Here is a 16,620-nt window from a genome sequence, read left to right as displayed (position 1 = left end):
GCCATCTCCGTATTGCGGGAAACTAGCCGCATTCTCCGCGAAGACAGGGATACATATGTCGCTGAAAGCTATTGCTAAAGAACTTGGGATCTCGGTCACCACCGTCAGCCGGGCATTAAACGGCTATGACGACGTGTCGCAGGAGACGCGAGCCCGCGTCGAGGCGGAAGCAAAACGCCGCGGCTATCGGCCCAATACTTTTGCCAGGCGCCTTAAAATGGGCAAAATCGATGCCGTGGGTCTGGTGTTCCCCGTCCGTCCGGCTCCGCTGAATAACACGGTGTTTCTCGAGATGGTCGGGGAGATTAGCCATGAGCTGGCACGTTATGAAATTGATTTGCTGCTGATCGCGGATGATGAACAGGCGGATAAACATGGCTATATGCGCATGGTGCAAAGCCGGCGAGTCGATGCGCTGATCGTGGCGCATACGCTGGATGACGATCCGCGTCTGACGCAGTTGCTCTCCTCGGGATTCCCCTTTCTCGCGCTTGGCCGCAGCCGCCTGCCGCAGCCCTACGCCTGGTTTGATTTCGATAATTATGCTGGGACATATCGCGCGACTCGCCACTTAATCAGCCAGGGCCATCAGCGCATCGCCCTGCTGGGGGAAAACAACAGCCAGGCGTTTATCACTCAGCGGCGTAACGGCTACCTGGACGCCTTGCGCGAAGCCGGTCTGTCCGATAGCTGGCTGCGTAGCGTGTCGCCCACCCGCCGCGGCGGATACCAGGCTACGCTGGAGCTTTTGCGCCTGCCGGAGCCGCCGACGGCGATCGTCACTGACTGCAATACCCACGGCGACGGCGCGGCGATGGCGCTTTCGCAGCTGGGTCGCCTGACCGGCGATAGCCGCGTGTCATTAGTGGTTTATGACGGATTGCCGCAGGACAGCATTATCGATACTCAGGTCGCGGCGGTGATTCAGTCCACCCGTCAGGGCGTCGGCCGGCAGATTGCAGAGATGGTCCGGCGGCTGATCGCCGGTGACGACCTCTCCTCTTTACAGGTGCTCTGGCAACCTGAATTCATCCCTGGCGAAACCGCCTGATCATCTCTCCACAACGTTAATTTCTGCACTCGATCACGGATCCGAAACGTTTTGGTTGTTACCCGAAACGTTTCGGATCAACAGTAAGGCATTCCTTGTTGTGGAGATGTCTGATGTCTGATTCGATTTTACGTCTGCAAAGCGCCACGGTTGATGTGGTGATCAAAACCCAGCCGTTCGCCGAAATAATCTACTGGGGGCCGCATTTAGCTCACTTTTCGCCGCAGGATGCTGACACGCTTGCTCGCCCGATCGCCAACGGTCGCCTTGATGTTGACTCGCCGGTCACCTTGATGGCCGAACTGGGCCACGGGTTGTTCGGCGCGCCGGGGATTGAGGGGCATCGTCAGGGCCTGGATGGTTCGCCGGTCTTTGTCACTACCGGGGCTTTGCAGGAGGGGCAGCGCTTAACGCTGACCAGCGAAGACAAGCAGGCCGGTCTGCGTCTGGAAAGCGACATTGAGCTCGATAGCAGCGGCGTTCTGCGCGTCCGACACGGCGTAACCAATCTTCGTCCGCAGCCCTGGCAGGTCGATCGCCTGGCCGTAACGCTACCGGTTGCCGAGCGTGCCCGAGAAGTTATGGCGTTCCACGGCCGCTGGATTCGCGAATTTCAGCCGCATCGTCTGACTCTCGAACACGATAGTTTTGTGCTGGAAAATCGCCGTGGACGCACCTCCCATGAACATTTCCCGGCGCTGATTACCGGTAGCCCGGCGTTTTGCGAAATGGAGGGAGAGGTCTGGGGCGTGCACCTGGGCTGGAGCGGCAACCACCGTCTGCGCGCGGAGGTGAAAACCGACGGCCGCCGCTACCTACAGGCGGAAGCCTTGTATCTGCCGGGCGAAATGGCGCTCGCGGAAGGGGAAACGTTGTGGACACCCAGCCTCTATGCCAGCTATTCCGCTCAGGGGCTGAACGGCATGAGTCAGCAGTTCCACCGCTATCTGCGTGAGCAGATCATTCGCTTTCCGGGCAATAAACCGCGACCGGTGCATCTCAATACCTGGGAAGGGATTTACTTCGACCATGACCCGCAATACATCATGCGCATGGCGGATGAGGCGGCAGCGCTGGGCGTCGAGCGATTTATCATAGACGACGGCTGGTTTAAAGGGCGCAACGACGACTGGGCGGCGCTCGGCGACTGGTATCTCGATGAGCAGAAATACCCCAATGGCCTGACGCCGGTGATTGACCATGTGAAGTCGCTGGGCATGGAGTTTGGTATCTGGGTTGAACCGGAAATGATTAACCCGAACTCCGATTTATACCGCGCGCATCCTGACTGGGTGCTGGCGCTGCCGGGCTATAAGTCACCGACCGGACGTCATCAGTATGTTCTGAACCTGAATATCCCTCAGGCGTTCGACTATCTGCTGGAGCGGATGAGCTGGCTGCTGGGCGAGCATGCGGTTGATTATGTGAAGTGGGATATGAACCGCGAGCTGGTGCAGCCGGCGCATAACGGCAAAGCGGCGGCCGACGCGCAAACCCGTCAGTTTTATCGCCTGCTGGATACCTTAGTGGCCCGCTTCCCGCAGATCGAGTTTGAATCCTGTTCTTCCGGCGGCGGACGCATTGATTACGAGGTGCTTAAACGCAGCCACCGCTTCTGGGCTTCAGACAATAACGATGCGCTGGAGCGTAATACCATCCAGCGCGGCATGAGTTATTTCTTCCCGCCGGAAGTGATGGGGGCGCATATCGGCAACCGTCACTGTCACGCTACTTTCCGTCAGCACAGTATCGCTTTTCGCGGCCTGACCGCGCTGTTTGGTCATATGGGGCTGGAGCTGGATCCGGTGAGCGCCGATGAACAGGAGCGTGCCGGCTACCGCAAGTATGCGGCGCTACATAAGCAGTGGCGCGACGTGATTCATCATGGCGTGCAGTGGCGGCTGGATATGCCGGATACCACCACCCTTGCACACGGCGTGGTCAGTGAAGATAAGGGGCAGGCGCTGTTTCTGGTGAGCCAGCTGGCAATGCCCGATTACAGCCTGATGGCGCCGCTGCGCATTGCGGGTCTGGAGGCGGGGGCGCGGTATCACATTACGCTCCTTGATCACCCCAATATTCAGGTAACGGGGGAGGGCGGCCACACCATGCGCAAGCTGCCGGCGTGGATGACCTCACCGCAGACGGTAAGCGGCGAGTGGTTGCAACAGGCGGGACTGGCGCTGCCGATTCTCGACCCGGAAAGCGCCATTTTGATTGGTCTGCAACGCGTGTGATGGCAATGGGCCGCCCGGCGGCCCTTATTGAGGAATATAAAATGAACCCGACCGCCTGTACCCATAAAAACAACCCTAACTTCTGGATTTTCGGGCTGTTCTTTTTTCTCTACTTTTTCATCATGGCCACCTGTTTTCCGTTTCTGCCGATCTGGCTATCGGACGTTATCGGGCTGAACAAAACCGAGACCGGTATTGTGTTTTCCAGCCTGTCTCTGTTTGCGATTTGTTTTCAGCCGGTGCTGGGCGTTATTTCGGATAAGCTGGGGCTAAAGAAACATCTGATGTGGGTCGTCTCCGTCCTGCTGGTGCTGATTGCGCCATTCTTCCTCTACGTGTTTGCTCCGTTATTAAAAACCAATATCTGGATCGGCGCGTTAAGCGGCGGTGCCTACATCGGCTTTGTGTTTTCCGCGGGCGCCGGGGCGATGGAGGCGTACATCGAGCGCGTCAGCCGGAATAGCGGATTTGAGTACGGCAAAGCGCGTACCTTTGGTTGCCTGGGATGGGCGCTGTGCGCGACCACCGCAGGCATGTTGTTTAGCGTCAATCCGGAATGGGTTTTCTGGATGGGATCGGTCGCGGCCTTGCTGCTGCTGGTACTGGTTGCGATAGCTAAGCCGCAGGCCAGCCAGGCGACTCAGGTGCTGGGCTCCCTGGGGGCCAATCGTTCCGCCGTAGATTTGAAAACCGCGGTGCGCATGTTCCGCCAGCGCAAAATGTGGATGTTTATTTTGTATGTGGTTGGCGTGGCCTGCGTCTATGACGTGTTCGATCAGCAGTTTGCTACCTTCTTTAAATCCTTCTTTACCACTCCGGAAGCGGGGACCCGGGCGTTTGGTTTTGCCACCACTGCCGGGGAGATCTGCAATGCTATTATCATGTTCTGCTCGCCGTGGATTATTAACCGCATCGGCGCCAAAAATACCTTATTGATTGCCGGGATGGTAATGGCGGCAAGGATGATCGGTTCATCGTTCGCCACGACGGCCGCTGAAGTCGTGGCGCTAAAAATGCTCCATGCGCTCGAGGTTCCGTTCCTGTTGGTGGGGGCATTTAAATACATCACCGGCGTCTTCGATACTCGCCTGTCGGCGACGATCTACCTGGTCGGTTTTCAGTTTGCCAAACAGGTGGCGGCGATTTTCCTCTCCGCGTTTGCCGGCAATATGTATGACCGGATTGGCTTCCAGGACACCTATATGATCCTCGGCGGAATTGCCCTGGCCGTCACGCTCATATCTGCCTTTACCTTATCGGGCAAGGCAAAGCCGGAAAATATTAGCGATAACGCCATGACGGTTTAGCAAATAGAGCGACAATTCACAGGGACGTGTTAAATATATGAGGAGTAGCTTGTGCTTTGGATATAAGAGAAAGAATGAGCCACGGTGAGCCAAGTATTGATTCAGGGTATGGTTTACCGCCGCAGCGGCTAATGAGCAAGGCGCGGGCCTATGAGTTCAATCACTCGCACCCATTATTCCGCGGATGTTTTCCAGGGGCGGTAAATAGTGCTGGATAGGACCACCGATTAATATTGCCGACGGAACGCATACTTCTGTCGGCGATAATTGTTACGCTACAACGGATGGCGCTGCCTGAAGCGCGGTTTGCCGGCGCTGAGAACCGGGCGCGCCTGATATTCTTCTCTCGACAGTGACAAGAAGCTGAGCCATGATGACGATCGCTACGACGCATGAAGCGCGTTAAATATTACTTTTTTCTATTTCATTACGCGTAGAGCAAACGCTGTTAAATTGATTTATTTTTTAATGAATAATATTACCAATATATAAATAAGGTCGATTTTTATAATGCCTCATCCTTAGCGGTGATCAACGCGAGAACTCTATCGCTTACGGGCGGAATAACGATGCGACCCTTTACATGCACTCCTTTTAACCTGCATTTTGTACCAGTCAACTAAACCCATTACCGCTACAGTACAATAATTTTCTGACATAATATATTATCCTTTTCGCTAATATATGCTTTTGTATAGGTCTGAAAATAAACCGGGAGCAGCTAAATAAAATTGCGAAGGCTGAACGCGATTCTATGTAACGCGGCAACATGTGAACTGGCTTACATTTTCGACAGCGATCACAATTTATAGTGAGCACCAGTGTTAGGGGGGCGTATTCAATCATCATGGCATCCATTAAAGACGTAGCGAAAAGAGCCGGGGTCTCGACTGCGACCGTATCACGAGTCCTCAACAATCATCCCAGCGTGATACCGGAAACGCGTCAGGCGGTGCGTGATGCAATGGATTATCTCTGCTATGTACCCAGCAAGAGTTCGTTTCAGCTTAGTGGGAAATGTTCCGGACTGATTGGTGTGGTGGTGCCTAATCTGGTAAACCCTCACTTCTGTGAACTGTTGGCGACAGTAGAAGAAGAGGCCCGGTATATCGGCAAATCGGTGATTGTTAAAACGCACCAGAATCAACCGCAACAAGATAAACATATTATTCATACCTTAGTGGGGATGGGCATTGACAGTTTGTTATGGGTGCCGACAGAAGCCGAAGCCGAACTTTCAGAATGGTTGACGATTACCAGGATCCCCGTCGCCGTCGTCACGCAGGTTTCCCGCTTCTTTAATTCAGTGTCGATTAATCAGGACCGCGGAGCTGAAAGTATTGCGGAGCACTTCATACACACCGGCCATATTTCATTTGGGTTTGTTGCCCAGGAGGGTGTTGACAATCGTAAAGTCTCGTCGTATAGCAAAAAAATAGCCAGTCATGGCTTAAATCTGGTTCAGAATAATCTGTTCTGGATAGCCAAAGGTGAGGGAGAAAAGGTATCAGGCCATATTAGTATTCTTGATGATATTATCGAGAAACTCAGTGAGCGGAAGAACCCCTGCACATGTCTGTTAGTTTATAACGATATTGCGGCAAACTATATTATCGATGGCCTGAAGGAAAAAGGAATCTCCGTTCCTGAAGATATTGCTATTGCCAGTTTTGACAATAGCCTGCTGGCGCAAACCAAAAAAATCACCAGCGTTGCGCAGCCAATAAATGAAATCGCGCATCTGGCCTTCCAGATGGTGAAGCATCAACCGCAGCAGGACAGTATCGAAATGCATGAAATTGTCTCCCGGTTAATTATCCGCGAGAGCAGCGTAAAGATTAATATTACTTCCCTGTAAGGGATTTATATTTAGACATGGCGCGACGCTTTGCGCCATGGGTTCCTTTTAACAAAAAAATAGGTGTATTTATGTCTGCTACCGCAATGGAAAGGCCAAGCGCTTATGAAAAGCTGGGGCTGAGAGAGAAGATCGGCTACGGCATGGGTGACGCCGGCTCAGGAATGATATGGAGCGTGCTGGCGCTCTATCTGACATGGTTTTATACCGACGTTTATGGTTTAAGTGCCGGTGTTGTTGGGACATTATTCCTGGTTATTCGCATTTTTGACGCTTTTAGCGATCCGCTAATGGGGGCTATCTGCGACCGAACCGTGACCCGCTGGGGGAAGTTCCGCCCATGGTTACTCTGGATGGCACTTCCGTTTGGACTGGGCGCGGTACTGATGTTTACTACGCCAGAACTGAGCATGAACGGCAAGATTATCTACGCCTGGGTCACCTATTTGATGATGTCGCTGATTTATACCGCGATTAATATTCCCTATTGCTCGGTCGGCGGCGTAATTACTCTCAATCAGAAAGAGCGCATGGGCTGCCTGTCATGGCGATTTTTCCTTAACGGTCTGGCAACGTTAATTATTTCCTCCTCTATTTTGCCGTTAACGGACTGGTTGGGTAACGGTGACCGCGCTTCCGGTTTTCAGATGACGATGATGATTATGGGCGGTGCGGCAACCCTGATGTTCCTCTTCTGCTTCTCCAGCATAAAAGAGCGCGTGGTATCGGTTAAGGAAAACGAATCATTAAAGAAAGATCTGCGCGACATTATTAAAAACGATCAGTGGCTACTGATGATCTCTATTACCTTCCTTAATGTTTTCCCGGCATTTATCCGCGGTGGCGTAACCATTTATTATGCGACCTATGTGATGAAGGCCTCTGTCGGATTTATTACGTTGTTTATGGCGCTCGGCGTGGCCTGTAATATGCTGGGCAGTGTACTTGCCAAACCGCTTACCGATCGCTTTGATAAGCTGGCGCTGTTCCGCATTATTAATATTATCCTCGGTATTCTGTCATTTGCGTTATGGTTTATCGATCCGCAATCGCTGACCCCGCTGATGACGCTATTCATTGTGATTAACGTTCTGCATTTAATTCAGTCTGGCCCCATTCTCTGGGCGATGATGTCCGACGTCGATGACTACGGCGACTGGAAATTCGGCAAGCGCCTGACCGGTATCTCCTTCGCGGGTAATCTTTTTATGCTGAAAATGGGGCTAGCGGTGGCTGGCGCGATCGTCGCATGGATTCTGGCGTTTACCGGCTATGTCGCTAATGAGCCGCAGCAAAATCCTCAGACCATCCAGGGCATCATCGTCATGTTCTCACTGTTGCCGATGGTGAGTTATTTCATCAGCGCGTATCTGGTGCGCTACTTCAAGCTGAATAACGCGTTCCTTGAAAAAATCAAAACAGATCTGGCGAAACGTGAACTGGAAAAAGGTCGCGGTTAATCACCAGAAGCTCAGGATATCCGCGTCATTGACTATTAAATAATAGCACTGGTGAAATTAAAATATTGGTTATTGATTTTAAGTTAATATCAAAGGAGGGTTTTCATGGCGCGTAAAAATTATTATGACGTGACACAGTGGCATATCGGTAATGCGAATGATGATATTGGCGAGGTCATCAATAGTATTATCGCAGATATCAAAAAAGGACAACCGCATACCGATGTTAATAACGGCGGTAAACCCGGTGCGGTTATCTATATTCCGCCCGGCGATTATCATCTGACCACTCAGGTTCTGATAGATATTAGTTATTTAAAAATAATGGGTTCCGGACACGGTTTTGTCTCCTCAAGTATTCGCTTTAATACGCCTGCGGATGAATGGGCGAATTTGCATGATGTATGGCCGGGCGGGAGCCGCATTCTGGTTGATCTTTGTCCGCAGGCCGGCGATGAAGAGCACGCAGGCGCTGCATTTTATGTAAAGCGGAACGGCGCTCCTCGTATCAGTTCAGTTGCGTTCGAAAATTTCTGTATTGATGGCCTGCACTTTATTGATGATGGGCTGGGAAACAACGATCCGGAAAATAGCTATACCAACGGCAAAACCGGGATTTATATCGCCAGCGCTCAGGACGCTTTCCGCATTACGGGTATGGGATTCATCTACCTTGATCATGGCCTCACTACGTACAATAGTGATGCTCTGGCAATCCATAATAACTTTATTGCCGAATGCGGTAACTGTATTGAGCTTCGTGGTGCCGGACAGGCTTCGAAAATAACCGATAACCTGATTGGCGCAGGCTATAAAGGCTATTCGATTTATGCCCAAAACTTCGGCGGGCTATTAATTTCTACCAATAATATTTTCCCGCGCGGCGCAAGCAGCGTTCATTTATCTGGCGTTGTACGCTCTACCGTCACCAGCAACCGGTTCCATTCATTTTATCCGGGAATGTTGGTGCTGGAGAACAACTGTGCGGAGAATCTCATCTCTGCAAACCATTTTTTGCGCGATCGTGAGCCCTGGCCGCCGATGCAGGCCTATGACAATGGCCAGAATGATGCCTATGGCTTGCTGCATATTAATGGCAGTAATAACTCGGTTATTGCCAATCATATTTCCGAAACTATCGATGTCCAGTATCTCAAGCCGCTGGGAATTAAACCGGTCATCATCCGGCTGGTTTCCGGCAAAGGGAATTATATTGCTAATAATCATATCGTTGCTACGACGGAAGCGTCAGTGCAGCAGGCGCAACCCTCCGAAGAGGATGCCTGCTTTGCGGCGCAGGTCAGCGCTTTGCTGACGACGGCCAGATTAAAAGCGCTTGATGCCGTCGCTGTGCTGGTAGAAAACGAGTCGTCTCAAAATACGATACTTGATTGCGGCAGTGACAACCAGGTGATGATGGACAGAGCGATTAATGCCTTCAGAGCCACGCCAGCCCCCGGCAATGTGGAGGTTGATTAGTCCGGCTGCGAATTGTGACGGCGCGCGATCACTATTTCTTCTCAGCGCCTGAAGCAGTTGCCCCGCTAAGCGTAGCGGGGCAACCATAGATTTACGCCAGATAAAATACCTCTTTGAGCTCCGCACTCACCGGGCTGTTGTCCGGATTGGCAGGCATCACATCGCACATATGTTGCCACCAGCGCTGGCAGACATCGGTACTGGCGACCGCATTCCACCGCTCCTCAGATTCAATTTCCACCGTGGCGAACAGCAGATGGCGATCCTTATCGAGATAAATCGCGTAGCGATGCGCGCCGTGCGCTTTGAGTACCGCTTCCAGCTCCGGCCAGATGGGATTATGGCGGCGCTGGTACTCCTCATGCGCGTCGGGATTGACCTGCATGACAAAGGCTTTGCGGATCATAAGGCCTCCAGATAAAGCTCACGGACCTCATCGCGGCTGGCGCTGCGCGGGTTGCATGGTGCGCAGGGGTCAGCCAGCGCCTTATCCAGCCAGCCTTCGATATCGGCTTTGGTGACGCCAAGCTGGCTGAAACCTTGCGGGATACCGACCCGTTTGCTCAGCGCGCGAATCGCGTTGATGGCTTCTGTACTGGCGGCTTCCTCGCTCAGACCGTGGGTGTCCACGCCCATGGCCTGCGCCACGCGGGCAAAGCGAGCGATAGCGTTCGGACGGTTAAAGTTTTCGATGATCGGCAGCAGGATAGCGTTGCATACGCCATGCGGCAGATTGTGGGTGGCGCCAGGCTGATGCGCCAGCGCATGGACCAATCCCAGTCCGGCGCTGTTAAATGCCATGCCCGCCAGATACTGGCCAAATGCCATTTGCTCGCGCGCCTCGAGGTTATGCCCGTCCTCAACGGCTTTCGGTAGCCACCGGGATATCAGGCGAATGGCCTCCAGCGCGTTGGCGTCGGTAAGCGGATGGGCGCCGACGGAAACAAACGCTTCGATGGCGTGGGTCAGGGCATCCATCCCGGTTGCGGCGGTGATGGATGGCGGAATATCCAGCATTACGCTGGCATCATCCACCGCAATATCCGGGATGATATTCGGATCGATAATCACCTCTTTGACCTGACGCCCGGCGTCGATAATCACCGCGTTGCTGGTCATCTCTGCCGCCGTACCGGCCGTCGTGTTGATCGCCACCAGCGGTACGCCGGCATTCTTCACCTTGCCGACGCCGGAGTAAGCGGTGGAGGGCGCCGGGTTAGCGGTGAGGATTTTTACCGCTTTGGCGGTATCGATTGGGCTGCCGCCGCCAAAGGCGATGAGGTAATCGCACCCGGCCTCCCGATACGCCGCATAGCCTTGTTGCACCAGCGCCTCGGTGGGATTGGGAAAGACTTCGTCAAACAGATGATAAGGCAGCTGCTGCTCATCCAGGGCGGCGAACAGGCTGTCCAGCAGCCCGAGCTTTACCAGCTGGCCGTCGGTGACGATCAGCGCTTTGCCCCACTGTTTATCTGCTACCAGCTTGACCATATCACCGATAGCGCCCGCGCCGTGGAGGCTGATTTTGGGAAGTGCCAACATAAAACTCATCATAATTCTCCTTAATTACCGTGATTTTTATGCCCGGCGGCGCTGCGCTCGTAGCCACAGCGCCGTCCGACATTAGATCCGTCTTCGCTGCATCACTCGCCGCGTAATAATGGGCAGCGAGATCACCACAATCAGCATCGCGCCGATGATGATTGACATAACAATGCCCGGCACGTTGAGCAGGCTCAGGCCAAACGTCACCAGCCCCATCAGAAAGGCGGCGATAATCACCCCCACCATGCTGCCGGAACCCCCGAGAATATTGATGCCGCCGAGTACCGCCATCGTCACGACCGCCAGCTCCCAGCCCATCGCCAGGGTCGGGCGGGTGCTGCCAAGCCGGGAGGTCAACAGCACGGCGGCCAGCCCGGACATCAGCCCGACCAGCGCAAACAGCACCAGGTTGTGGCGCTTAACGTTGATACCGGAAAACCAGGCGCCGGTCGGGTTATTGCCAATGGCGTAGGTGCGGCGACCAAAGTTGGTTTTGTGCAGCAGGAAAGCGAAGGCGATTGCGAGAAGAATAAACAGCGCGAACTCGAAGGAGAGCGCACCCCACACATAGCCCTGGCCGAACCAGGCGAAGCTGTCCGGATAGTGGTTCAGCGCTTTGTCGCCCAGCAGAATGTAGGTCATACCGCGATACAGGCTCATGGTGCCGATGGTAATGACGATCGACGACAGATTCAGACGCGTGACCAGCAGGCCGTTAAACAGACCACACAGCAGACCCACTCCCAGCCCGACGGCCACCAGCAGCGGCGTATCCATCCCCGCCGCCGCGCAGAAGCCCATCACCGTTGAGCTCAGCGCCATGGTGGAGGCGACCGAGAGGTCGATTTCCCGGGCGATAATCAACATCGCCATCGGCAGGACCACAATCGCCTTCTCGGTAAAGTTGAAGGTGGCGTCCGACAAATTCCAGATATTGAGGAAGTAGGGCGAGGCCAGCGCGCAGACCACGAAGACCACCAGCGTGACCGCCAGTAAAAATCCTTCCCAGCATAGCAGGCGGTGCAGCGGTGACGGCGCAGGTGCGATGTTGATCGTCTCTTCCGGGGTCATTATTTTACTCATGATTTCACCGTCTGTTTTTGCGCGGCAACCACCGCACTGCGCAGAATTAACCGCCCGTGTCGTTTGTTGCCGCGCTCATTGAGTACCACCGCGATAACGGTGACCGCGCCGGAGATCGCCATTTGCCAGAACGGTGAGATACCCATCACCGGCAGCGCATTATTGATGATGCCGAGAAACAGCGCGCCGCAAAGACAGCCGATGACGCGCCCGGTTCCCCCCATCGTACTGATGCCGCCAATCACGCAGGCGGCCACGACCTGTAATTCAAAACCGTTGGCAACATCAACGTAGGCGACGGCAAAGCGCGAGATCCACAGGTAGCCGCAAAAGCCCGCCAGCGCGCCGGAGAGGCAGAAGCTGATGAACTGCATTTTCCCCGCATTAATCCCGGTGTAATACGCCGCGGTAGCGTTGCCGCCCGCGGTGTACAGCGCCCGGCCGGTACGGCTGTAACGCAGAAAGTAGCCCACCAGCAACAGCGCGGCGATGGCGCACCAGCTCAGCAGCGGTAGCCCAAGCAGCGAGGCGCGCGGCAGGCCGAGAAAATCGGCGCTCATCTGGTGCGAGTTGACCCAGCCGCCGTCGGAAAGCAGGAAAATAATGCCGCGGTAGATGCTCATGGTACCGAGGGTGACCACAATGGCCGGGATGCCGAGCCGCCACACCAGCAGGCCGTTGATCATCCCCATCAGCAGGCCCAGCAGGGTCGCCAGAACCAACAGCGTCCAAACCGGTACTTCGGGATAGTGGGCGTTGAGCAGCGCGACAATCATCCCGGTTAGCGCCAGATTGGCGGCCATCGACAGATCGATACCTTTGGTCAGCAGCACCATCATCTGACCGAGGGCAAGGATGATCAGAATAGCGGTGTCGTTAAACATCTCCACCAGATTACCGGGCGTGATAAATGACGGTGCCCGGCTGCCGATCGCGCCGATCATCATAATGATGATGACAGCCAGCAGCGTTTCACGGTGTTTAAGCAGTTGTCGCCCCATTATGCTGCCTCCCGACCGAGGCCGCTGGCGGCGCTGACGATGGTTTCTGCCGTTGCCTCCCCCGCGCGATATTCGGCCACCATCAGCCCTTCATGCATCACGATGATGCGGTCTGCCATCCCCATGACTTCCGGCAGCTCGGATGACACCATGATCACCGCCAGCCCCTGTCCCACCAGTTCGGACATAAACTGATGCACCGCCGCTTTTGAACCGATGTCGATCCCCTTGGTTGGCTCATCGAGGATGATCACCTCCGGGTGTGTGGCCAGCCATTTGCCGATCACCACTTTCTGCTGATTGCCGCCGGAGAGGGTTTCTACCGTCTGCTGCCAGTTAAACGCTTTGACCTGCAGACGTGAGGCATATTCATTCGCCAGCTGCCATTCGCGGGTGGCGTTCAATACGCCATTGGGATTGAGTTGACTGAGCTGCGGCAGGCTAATGTTCTGGGCGATTGGCAGGGCAATAATCGCCCCCTGCTTCTGCCGCTCTTCCGGCACGCAGACAATTCCCGCCCGGATGGCGTCCGCCGGCTGGCGGAAGTGCATGGTTTTACCGTTCAGCACGATCTCCCCGCTCGCGGGACGAGATACCCCGGAGAGCGCCTGCATCAGCTCGGTTCGCCCGGCGCCGACCAGGCCGTAGAAGCCCAGAATTTCACCTTTACGCAGCGAAAAATGGATATTGGCAAACTCGGTGGGATGGCAGAGGTTTTTCACCTCCAGGACCGTTGCGCCCGGCGTGCACTCGACTTTCGGGTAGGTCTGGGTGATGGCGCGACCGACCATCATCGCCACCATCCGTTCTTCGGTGATGTCATTAATGGCGCCGGCGCTGACGAAGACGCCGTCGCGCAGAATGGTGTAGTAATCGGCCAGTTCGAAAATTTCGTCAAACTTATGCGAGATAAACAAAATCGCTTTCCCGTCTTGCTTCAGGCGTTCAACGATTTGATAGAACTCCAGAATCTCATGCTGCGAGAGGGCGGCGGTGGGCTCATCGAGAATCACCACCTGGGCGTCGAAGGAGAGCGCTCTGGCAATCGCCACCATATGCCGCTGGGCGATGCTGAGGGTTTTCAGCGTCGCGCGTGGGTCAATCTGCACCTCAAGGCGGGTGAGGATTTCGCTGGCTTTGCGGTGCATGGCGGGCCAGTCGAGTTTCTTCAGCAGGCCGGTATACAGATACTGGCCGACGAAAATATTTTCGGTGACCGACAGCTCGTCGAACAGCACGGTTTCCTGATGAATGGCGGTGATCCCCACCTTATGCGCCGACTCGGGGTTCGGCAGCTGGATAGGGATTGCTTTATAGAGGATCTCGCCCTCTTCGGGCTGATAAATACCGGTCATTACTTTGACCAGCGTGGATTTGCCGGCGCCGTTTTCGCCGATTAAGGCGGTCACTTTGCCGGGCCAGAGATCGAGCTGTACGTTCTCAAGGGCATGCACACCGGGGAAAACCTTGGTGATGCCCTTAAGCGACAGCAGAGGAGTGGATGCCGTCATGATAATTCTCCAGTTTTTCCCCTCCCGGTATCGGTGAGGGGAACGGGGTCAAAAGATTTTTGAGAATTTATCGATGTTGCTGGCATCGTAAACGAACGGCTGCGCCATCGCGCCGTTGCCGTTGGCATCCAGCTGGACTTTACCCAGCTTGCCCATACTGGCTTCGGTTTTACTCGCCGTCCCTTTTACCAGATCGTCGGCCAGATAAGTGGCGGCGTAGCCCAGATCAATAGGGTTCCAGATAGCGAAGCTTTTGCTGGCGCCGGATTTAATCGCCCCGGCCATTTCAGACGGCAGCCCGAGCCCGGTCACGTAGACCTTGCCAATCTTGCCCTGATCCTTGACCGCCTGCGCGGCGGCGACGATCCCGACCGAAGAAGGCGAGACGATCACTTTCAGCTCGGGATATGACTTCAGCAGGCCCACCGCTTCGCGGTAGCTCTTATCCGACAGATCGTCGCCGTAGGCCACGGTGACCAGATTGACGGAAGGGTACTTCGGCAGCACCTTTTTCATCTCCTCGATCCAGATATTCTGGTTGGTCGAGGTCGGGGTGGCGCTTAACACGGCCACATCGCCTTTATCGACATTCAGCGCTTTTAATGCCTCGGCGGCGAGCCGGACGTTGGTTTCGCCAATCAGGGCATTATTGGAGGGGTTGAGATGGATTTGCCGACCCGCTGGCGCCACGCCGGAATCCCAGGAGACCACTTTGATACCGCGCTGCATGGCTTTTTTCAGCACCGGGACGACGGCATCAGGATCGTTGGCGGAGATGGCGATCGCATCCACGCCCTGGGCGATCAATCCGTTAAGGACTTCGATCTGCGCTTCTGCCGTGGTGGTGGTCGGGCCGGTATAAATGACTTTAACATCGCCTAACTCTTTGGCCGCTTGCTGGGCGCCGACGTTCGCAGCTTCGAAGAACCCATTTCCCAACGATTTTGCCACGAGGGCGATTTTCACTTCCGCTGAAGCAGAACCGGACAACGCCATAATGGCAACGGTGAGGATCAAGCTTGTCTTTGTTTTCATTGCTTTTACTCCACATGATTGAGTTAGATTCCCGTTGTCATTCACATTACAGATGCGTTGGCTTGTATGACCCGTCCATCCGTGGACTCCGCCCCCTTCCTGCAGTGCGACATACTCGGGGAATGATTTGCAGGTGACAGAGTTCGCCCCGTCTCGGTGAGCGGGGCGCGATGTTGTTATTGATACAGGTCTAACGCGGACTGCATGGGCTGCACCGCAAAGCGTTTGCCCAGGGCGATGAGCTCTTCGCGGGTGATGGTCTGTTTCATGCCCCCCATCGAATAGACTTTCACCAGCACTTCGGCCGACTTCTCGGCGGTATCGATGAGACCGAAGGTTTCGTCCAGCGTCGGGCCGCTGCCGAAGACGCCGTGGAACGGCCACAGCACCAGCGAATGTTTGCGCATTTCCAGCGCGGTGGCTTGGCCAATTTCATCGGTGCCCGGCACCATCCACGGCAGAATGCCGACCCCGTCCGGGAAGACCACCAGACATTCGGTGCTGCCTTCCCACAGTTTGCGGGTGAACAGATCGCTGTTGTTCTCCAGTACATAGGTCAGGGCAATCAGGTTGGTGGCGTGGCAGTGCATGATCACGCGGTCTTTGCCGTTGGTTAGCCTGATGCGCTCGCTGTGGGAGAGAAAATGCGCCGGTAATTCAGAGGTCGGCACCGCATCGTCCGTCAGTCCCCATAGCACGTGGTATCCCGCCCCATCGCTGTCTACCTTCACCACGCCGAGATTGGCCGCAGGATCGAGCTGGACGTTGCGGAAAAATTTGCCGGAACCGGTGACGATAAATGGCTGGTTCGCCAGCGTGGGCATCGGCTGACTGAGGGCGATGTAGCGCGGCTTAGCGTAAAAATCGGCCGCGAACGGTTCGATATCCGCGTCGTCGAGGCGCAGCGTCAGGTTACCGCCGTTACGCTCGTCCCAGCCCTTCAGCCAGGCATCGGAAGTGGCTTTAATCATGCCCTGAACGAACCAGGCGTTGATGATGTTCTGCATAGTCTTGTATTCCTGTTGCTGCGATGCGGGGGGAGCCCCGCACCAT

Annotated in this window: 13 protein-coding genes; 6 read left to right on the top strand and 7 right to left on the bottom strand. The window is 55.0% G+C overall.

The features are described from left to right. The first annotated feature begins 55 nt into the window (after window positions 1-55). The 6 genes from AC236I_RS24700 (at window position 56) to AC236I_RS24675 (ending at window position 9,392) form a co-directional block, all read left to right on the top strand. Window positions 56-1,051 (top strand): substrate-binding domain-containing protein, encoded by a 996-nt coding sequence (locus AC236I_RS24700; RefSeq protein WP_048023486.1) that lies wholly within the window; start codon window positions 56-58, stop codon window positions 1,049-1,051. Between the two features lie 113 nt (window positions 1,052-1,164). Beyond that, window positions 1,165-3,288 (top strand): alpha-galactosidase, encoded by a 2,124-nt coding sequence (locus tag AC236I_RS24695; protein WP_004869338.1) that lies wholly within the window; start codon window positions 1,165-1,167, stop codon window positions 3,286-3,288. Window positions 3,289-3,329: 41 nt separating this feature from the next. Then, window positions 3,330-4,595 carry an MFS transporter gene (locus AC236I_RS24690; RefSeq protein WP_015585438.1) on the top strand — a complete coding sequence of 422 codons (1,266 nt, stop codon included), beginning with the start codon at window positions 3,330-3,332 and terminating at the stop codon, window positions 4,593-4,595. An 847-nt stretch (window positions 4,596-5,442) separates the two neighbouring features. Further along, window positions 5,443-6,453: a LacI family DNA-binding transcriptional regulator gene (locus AC236I_RS24685; RefSeq protein WP_044023575.1), complete on the top strand. Its 1,011-nt coding sequence runs from the start codon at window positions 5,443-5,445 to the stop codon at window positions 6,451-6,453. A 71-nt stretch (window positions 6,454-6,524) separates the two neighbouring features. Next, window positions 6,525-7,913, top strand: coding sequence for a glycoside-pentoside-hexuronide (GPH):cation symporter (locus AC236I_RS24680; RefSeq protein WP_044023633.1), 1,389 nt, complete (start codon window positions 6,525-6,527; stop codon window positions 7,911-7,913). A 105-nt stretch (window positions 7,914-8,018) separates the two neighbouring features. Beyond that, a complete protein-coding gene (locus AC236I_RS24675) occupies window positions 8,019-9,392 on the top strand; it encodes a NosD domain-containing protein (protein ID WP_015585435.1) in 1,374 nt (457 codons plus the stop codon). A gap of 91 nt (window positions 9,393-9,483) precedes the next feature. Here the strand turns inward: AC236I_RS24675 and rhaM are convergent, their stop codons facing one another. The 7 genes from rhaM to rhaD all read right to left on the bottom strand — a co-directional run bounded on the left by rhaM (window position 9,484) and on the right by rhaD (window position 16,574). Beyond that, window positions 9,484-9,798, bottom strand: coding sequence for an L-rhamnose mutarotase (gene rhaM, locus AC236I_RS24670; RefSeq protein WP_004869340.1), 315 nt, complete (start codon window positions 9,796-9,798; stop codon window positions 9,484-9,486). After that, window positions 9,795-10,943: a lactaldehyde reductase gene (gene fucO, locus AC236I_RS24665; RefSeq protein WP_004869342.1), complete on the bottom strand. Its 1,149-nt coding sequence runs from the start codon at window positions 10,941-10,943 to the stop codon at window positions 9,795-9,797. Before fucO ends, rhaM begins: the two co-directional genes overlap by 4 nt. A gap of 72 nt (window positions 10,944-11,015) precedes the next feature. Next, window positions 11,016-12,020 (bottom strand): ABC transporter permease, encoded by a 1,005-nt coding sequence (locus tag AC236I_RS24660; protein ID WP_032718499.1) that lies wholly within the window; start codon window positions 12,018-12,020, stop codon window positions 11,016-11,018. Next, window positions 12,017-13,024 carry an ABC transporter permease gene (locus AC236I_RS24655; protein WP_487608837.1) on the bottom strand — a complete coding sequence of 336 codons (1,008 nt, stop codon included), beginning with the start codon at window positions 13,022-13,024 and terminating at the stop codon, window positions 12,017-12,019. Before AC236I_RS24655 ends, AC236I_RS24660 begins: the two co-directional genes overlap by 4 nt. Further along, window positions 13,021-14,532: a sugar ABC transporter ATP-binding protein gene (locus AC236I_RS24650; RefSeq protein WP_004869347.1), complete on the bottom strand. Its 1,512-nt coding sequence runs from the start codon at window positions 14,530-14,532 to the stop codon at window positions 13,021-13,023. Before AC236I_RS24650 ends, AC236I_RS24655 begins: the two co-directional genes overlap by 4 nt. 48 nt (window positions 14,533-14,580) lie before the next feature. Continuing rightward, window positions 14,581-15,567 carry a rhamnose ABC transporter substrate-binding protein gene (rhaS, locus tag AC236I_RS24645; protein WP_004869349.1) on the bottom strand — a complete coding sequence of 329 codons (987 nt, stop codon included), beginning with the start codon at window positions 15,565-15,567 and terminating at the stop codon, window positions 14,581-14,583. A gap of 176 nt (window positions 15,568-15,743) precedes the next feature. After that, window positions 15,744-16,574, bottom strand: a complete 831-nt coding sequence (rhaD, locus tag AC236I_RS24640; protein WP_015585433.1) for a rhamnulose-1-phosphate aldolase — start codon at window positions 16,572-16,574, stop codon at window positions 15,744-15,746. Between the last annotated feature and the right edge of the window lie 46 nt (window positions 16,575-16,620).

The organism is Klebsiella sp. Sb-30 (genome assembly GCF_057652795.1).
The sequence above is the reverse complement of the archived record's forward strand: the minus strand, read 5'-3'. Positions and strand labels throughout refer to the sequence as shown.

Excerpts from the sequence above, each read along its gene's own strand:
- rhaS (WP_004869349.1), bottom strand. The coding sequence starts at position 15,567 with ATGAAAACAAAGACAAGCTTGATCCTCACCGTTGCCATTATGGCGTTG.
- AC236I_RS24675 (WP_015585435.1), top strand. The coding sequence starts at position 8,019 with ATGGCGCGTAAAAATTATTATGACGTGACACAGTGGCATATCGGTAAT.
- fucO (WP_004869342.1), bottom strand. The coding sequence starts at position 10,943 with ATGAGTTTTATGTTGGCACTTCCCAAAATCAGCCTCCACGGCGCGGGC.
- rhaD (WP_015585433.1), bottom strand. The coding sequence starts at position 16,574 with ATGCAGAACATCATCAACGCCTGGTTCGTTCAGGGCATGATTAAAGCC.
- AC236I_RS24685 (WP_044023575.1), top strand. The coding sequence starts at position 5,443 with ATGGCATCCATTAAAGACGTAGCGAAAAGAGCCGGGGTCTCGACTGCG.
- AC236I_RS24680 (WP_044023633.1), top strand. The coding sequence starts at position 6,525 with ATGTCTGCTACCGCAATGGAAAGGCCAAGCGCTTATGAAAAGCTGGGG.
- AC236I_RS24690 (WP_015585438.1), top strand. The coding sequence starts at position 3,330 with ATGAACCCGACCGCCTGTACCCATAAAAACAACCCTAACTTCTGGATT.
- AC236I_RS24695 (WP_004869338.1), top strand. The coding sequence starts at position 1,165 with ATGTCTGATTCGATTTTACGTCTGCAAAGCGCCACGGTTGATGTGGTG.
- AC236I_RS24660 (WP_032718499.1), bottom strand. The coding sequence starts at position 12,020 with ATGAGTAAAATAATGACCCCGGAAGAGACGATCAACATCGCACCTGCG.
- AC236I_RS24700 (WP_048023486.1), top strand. The coding sequence starts at position 56 with ATGTCGCTGAAAGCTATTGCTAAAGAACTTGGGATCTCGGTCACCACC.
- rhaM (WP_004869340.1), bottom strand. The coding sequence starts at position 9,798 with ATGATCCGCAAAGCCTTTGTCATGCAGGTCAATCCCGACGCGCATGAG.
- AC236I_RS24650 (WP_004869347.1), bottom strand. The coding sequence starts at position 14,532 with ATGACGGCATCCACTCCTCTGCTGTCGCTTAAGGGCATCACCAAGGTT.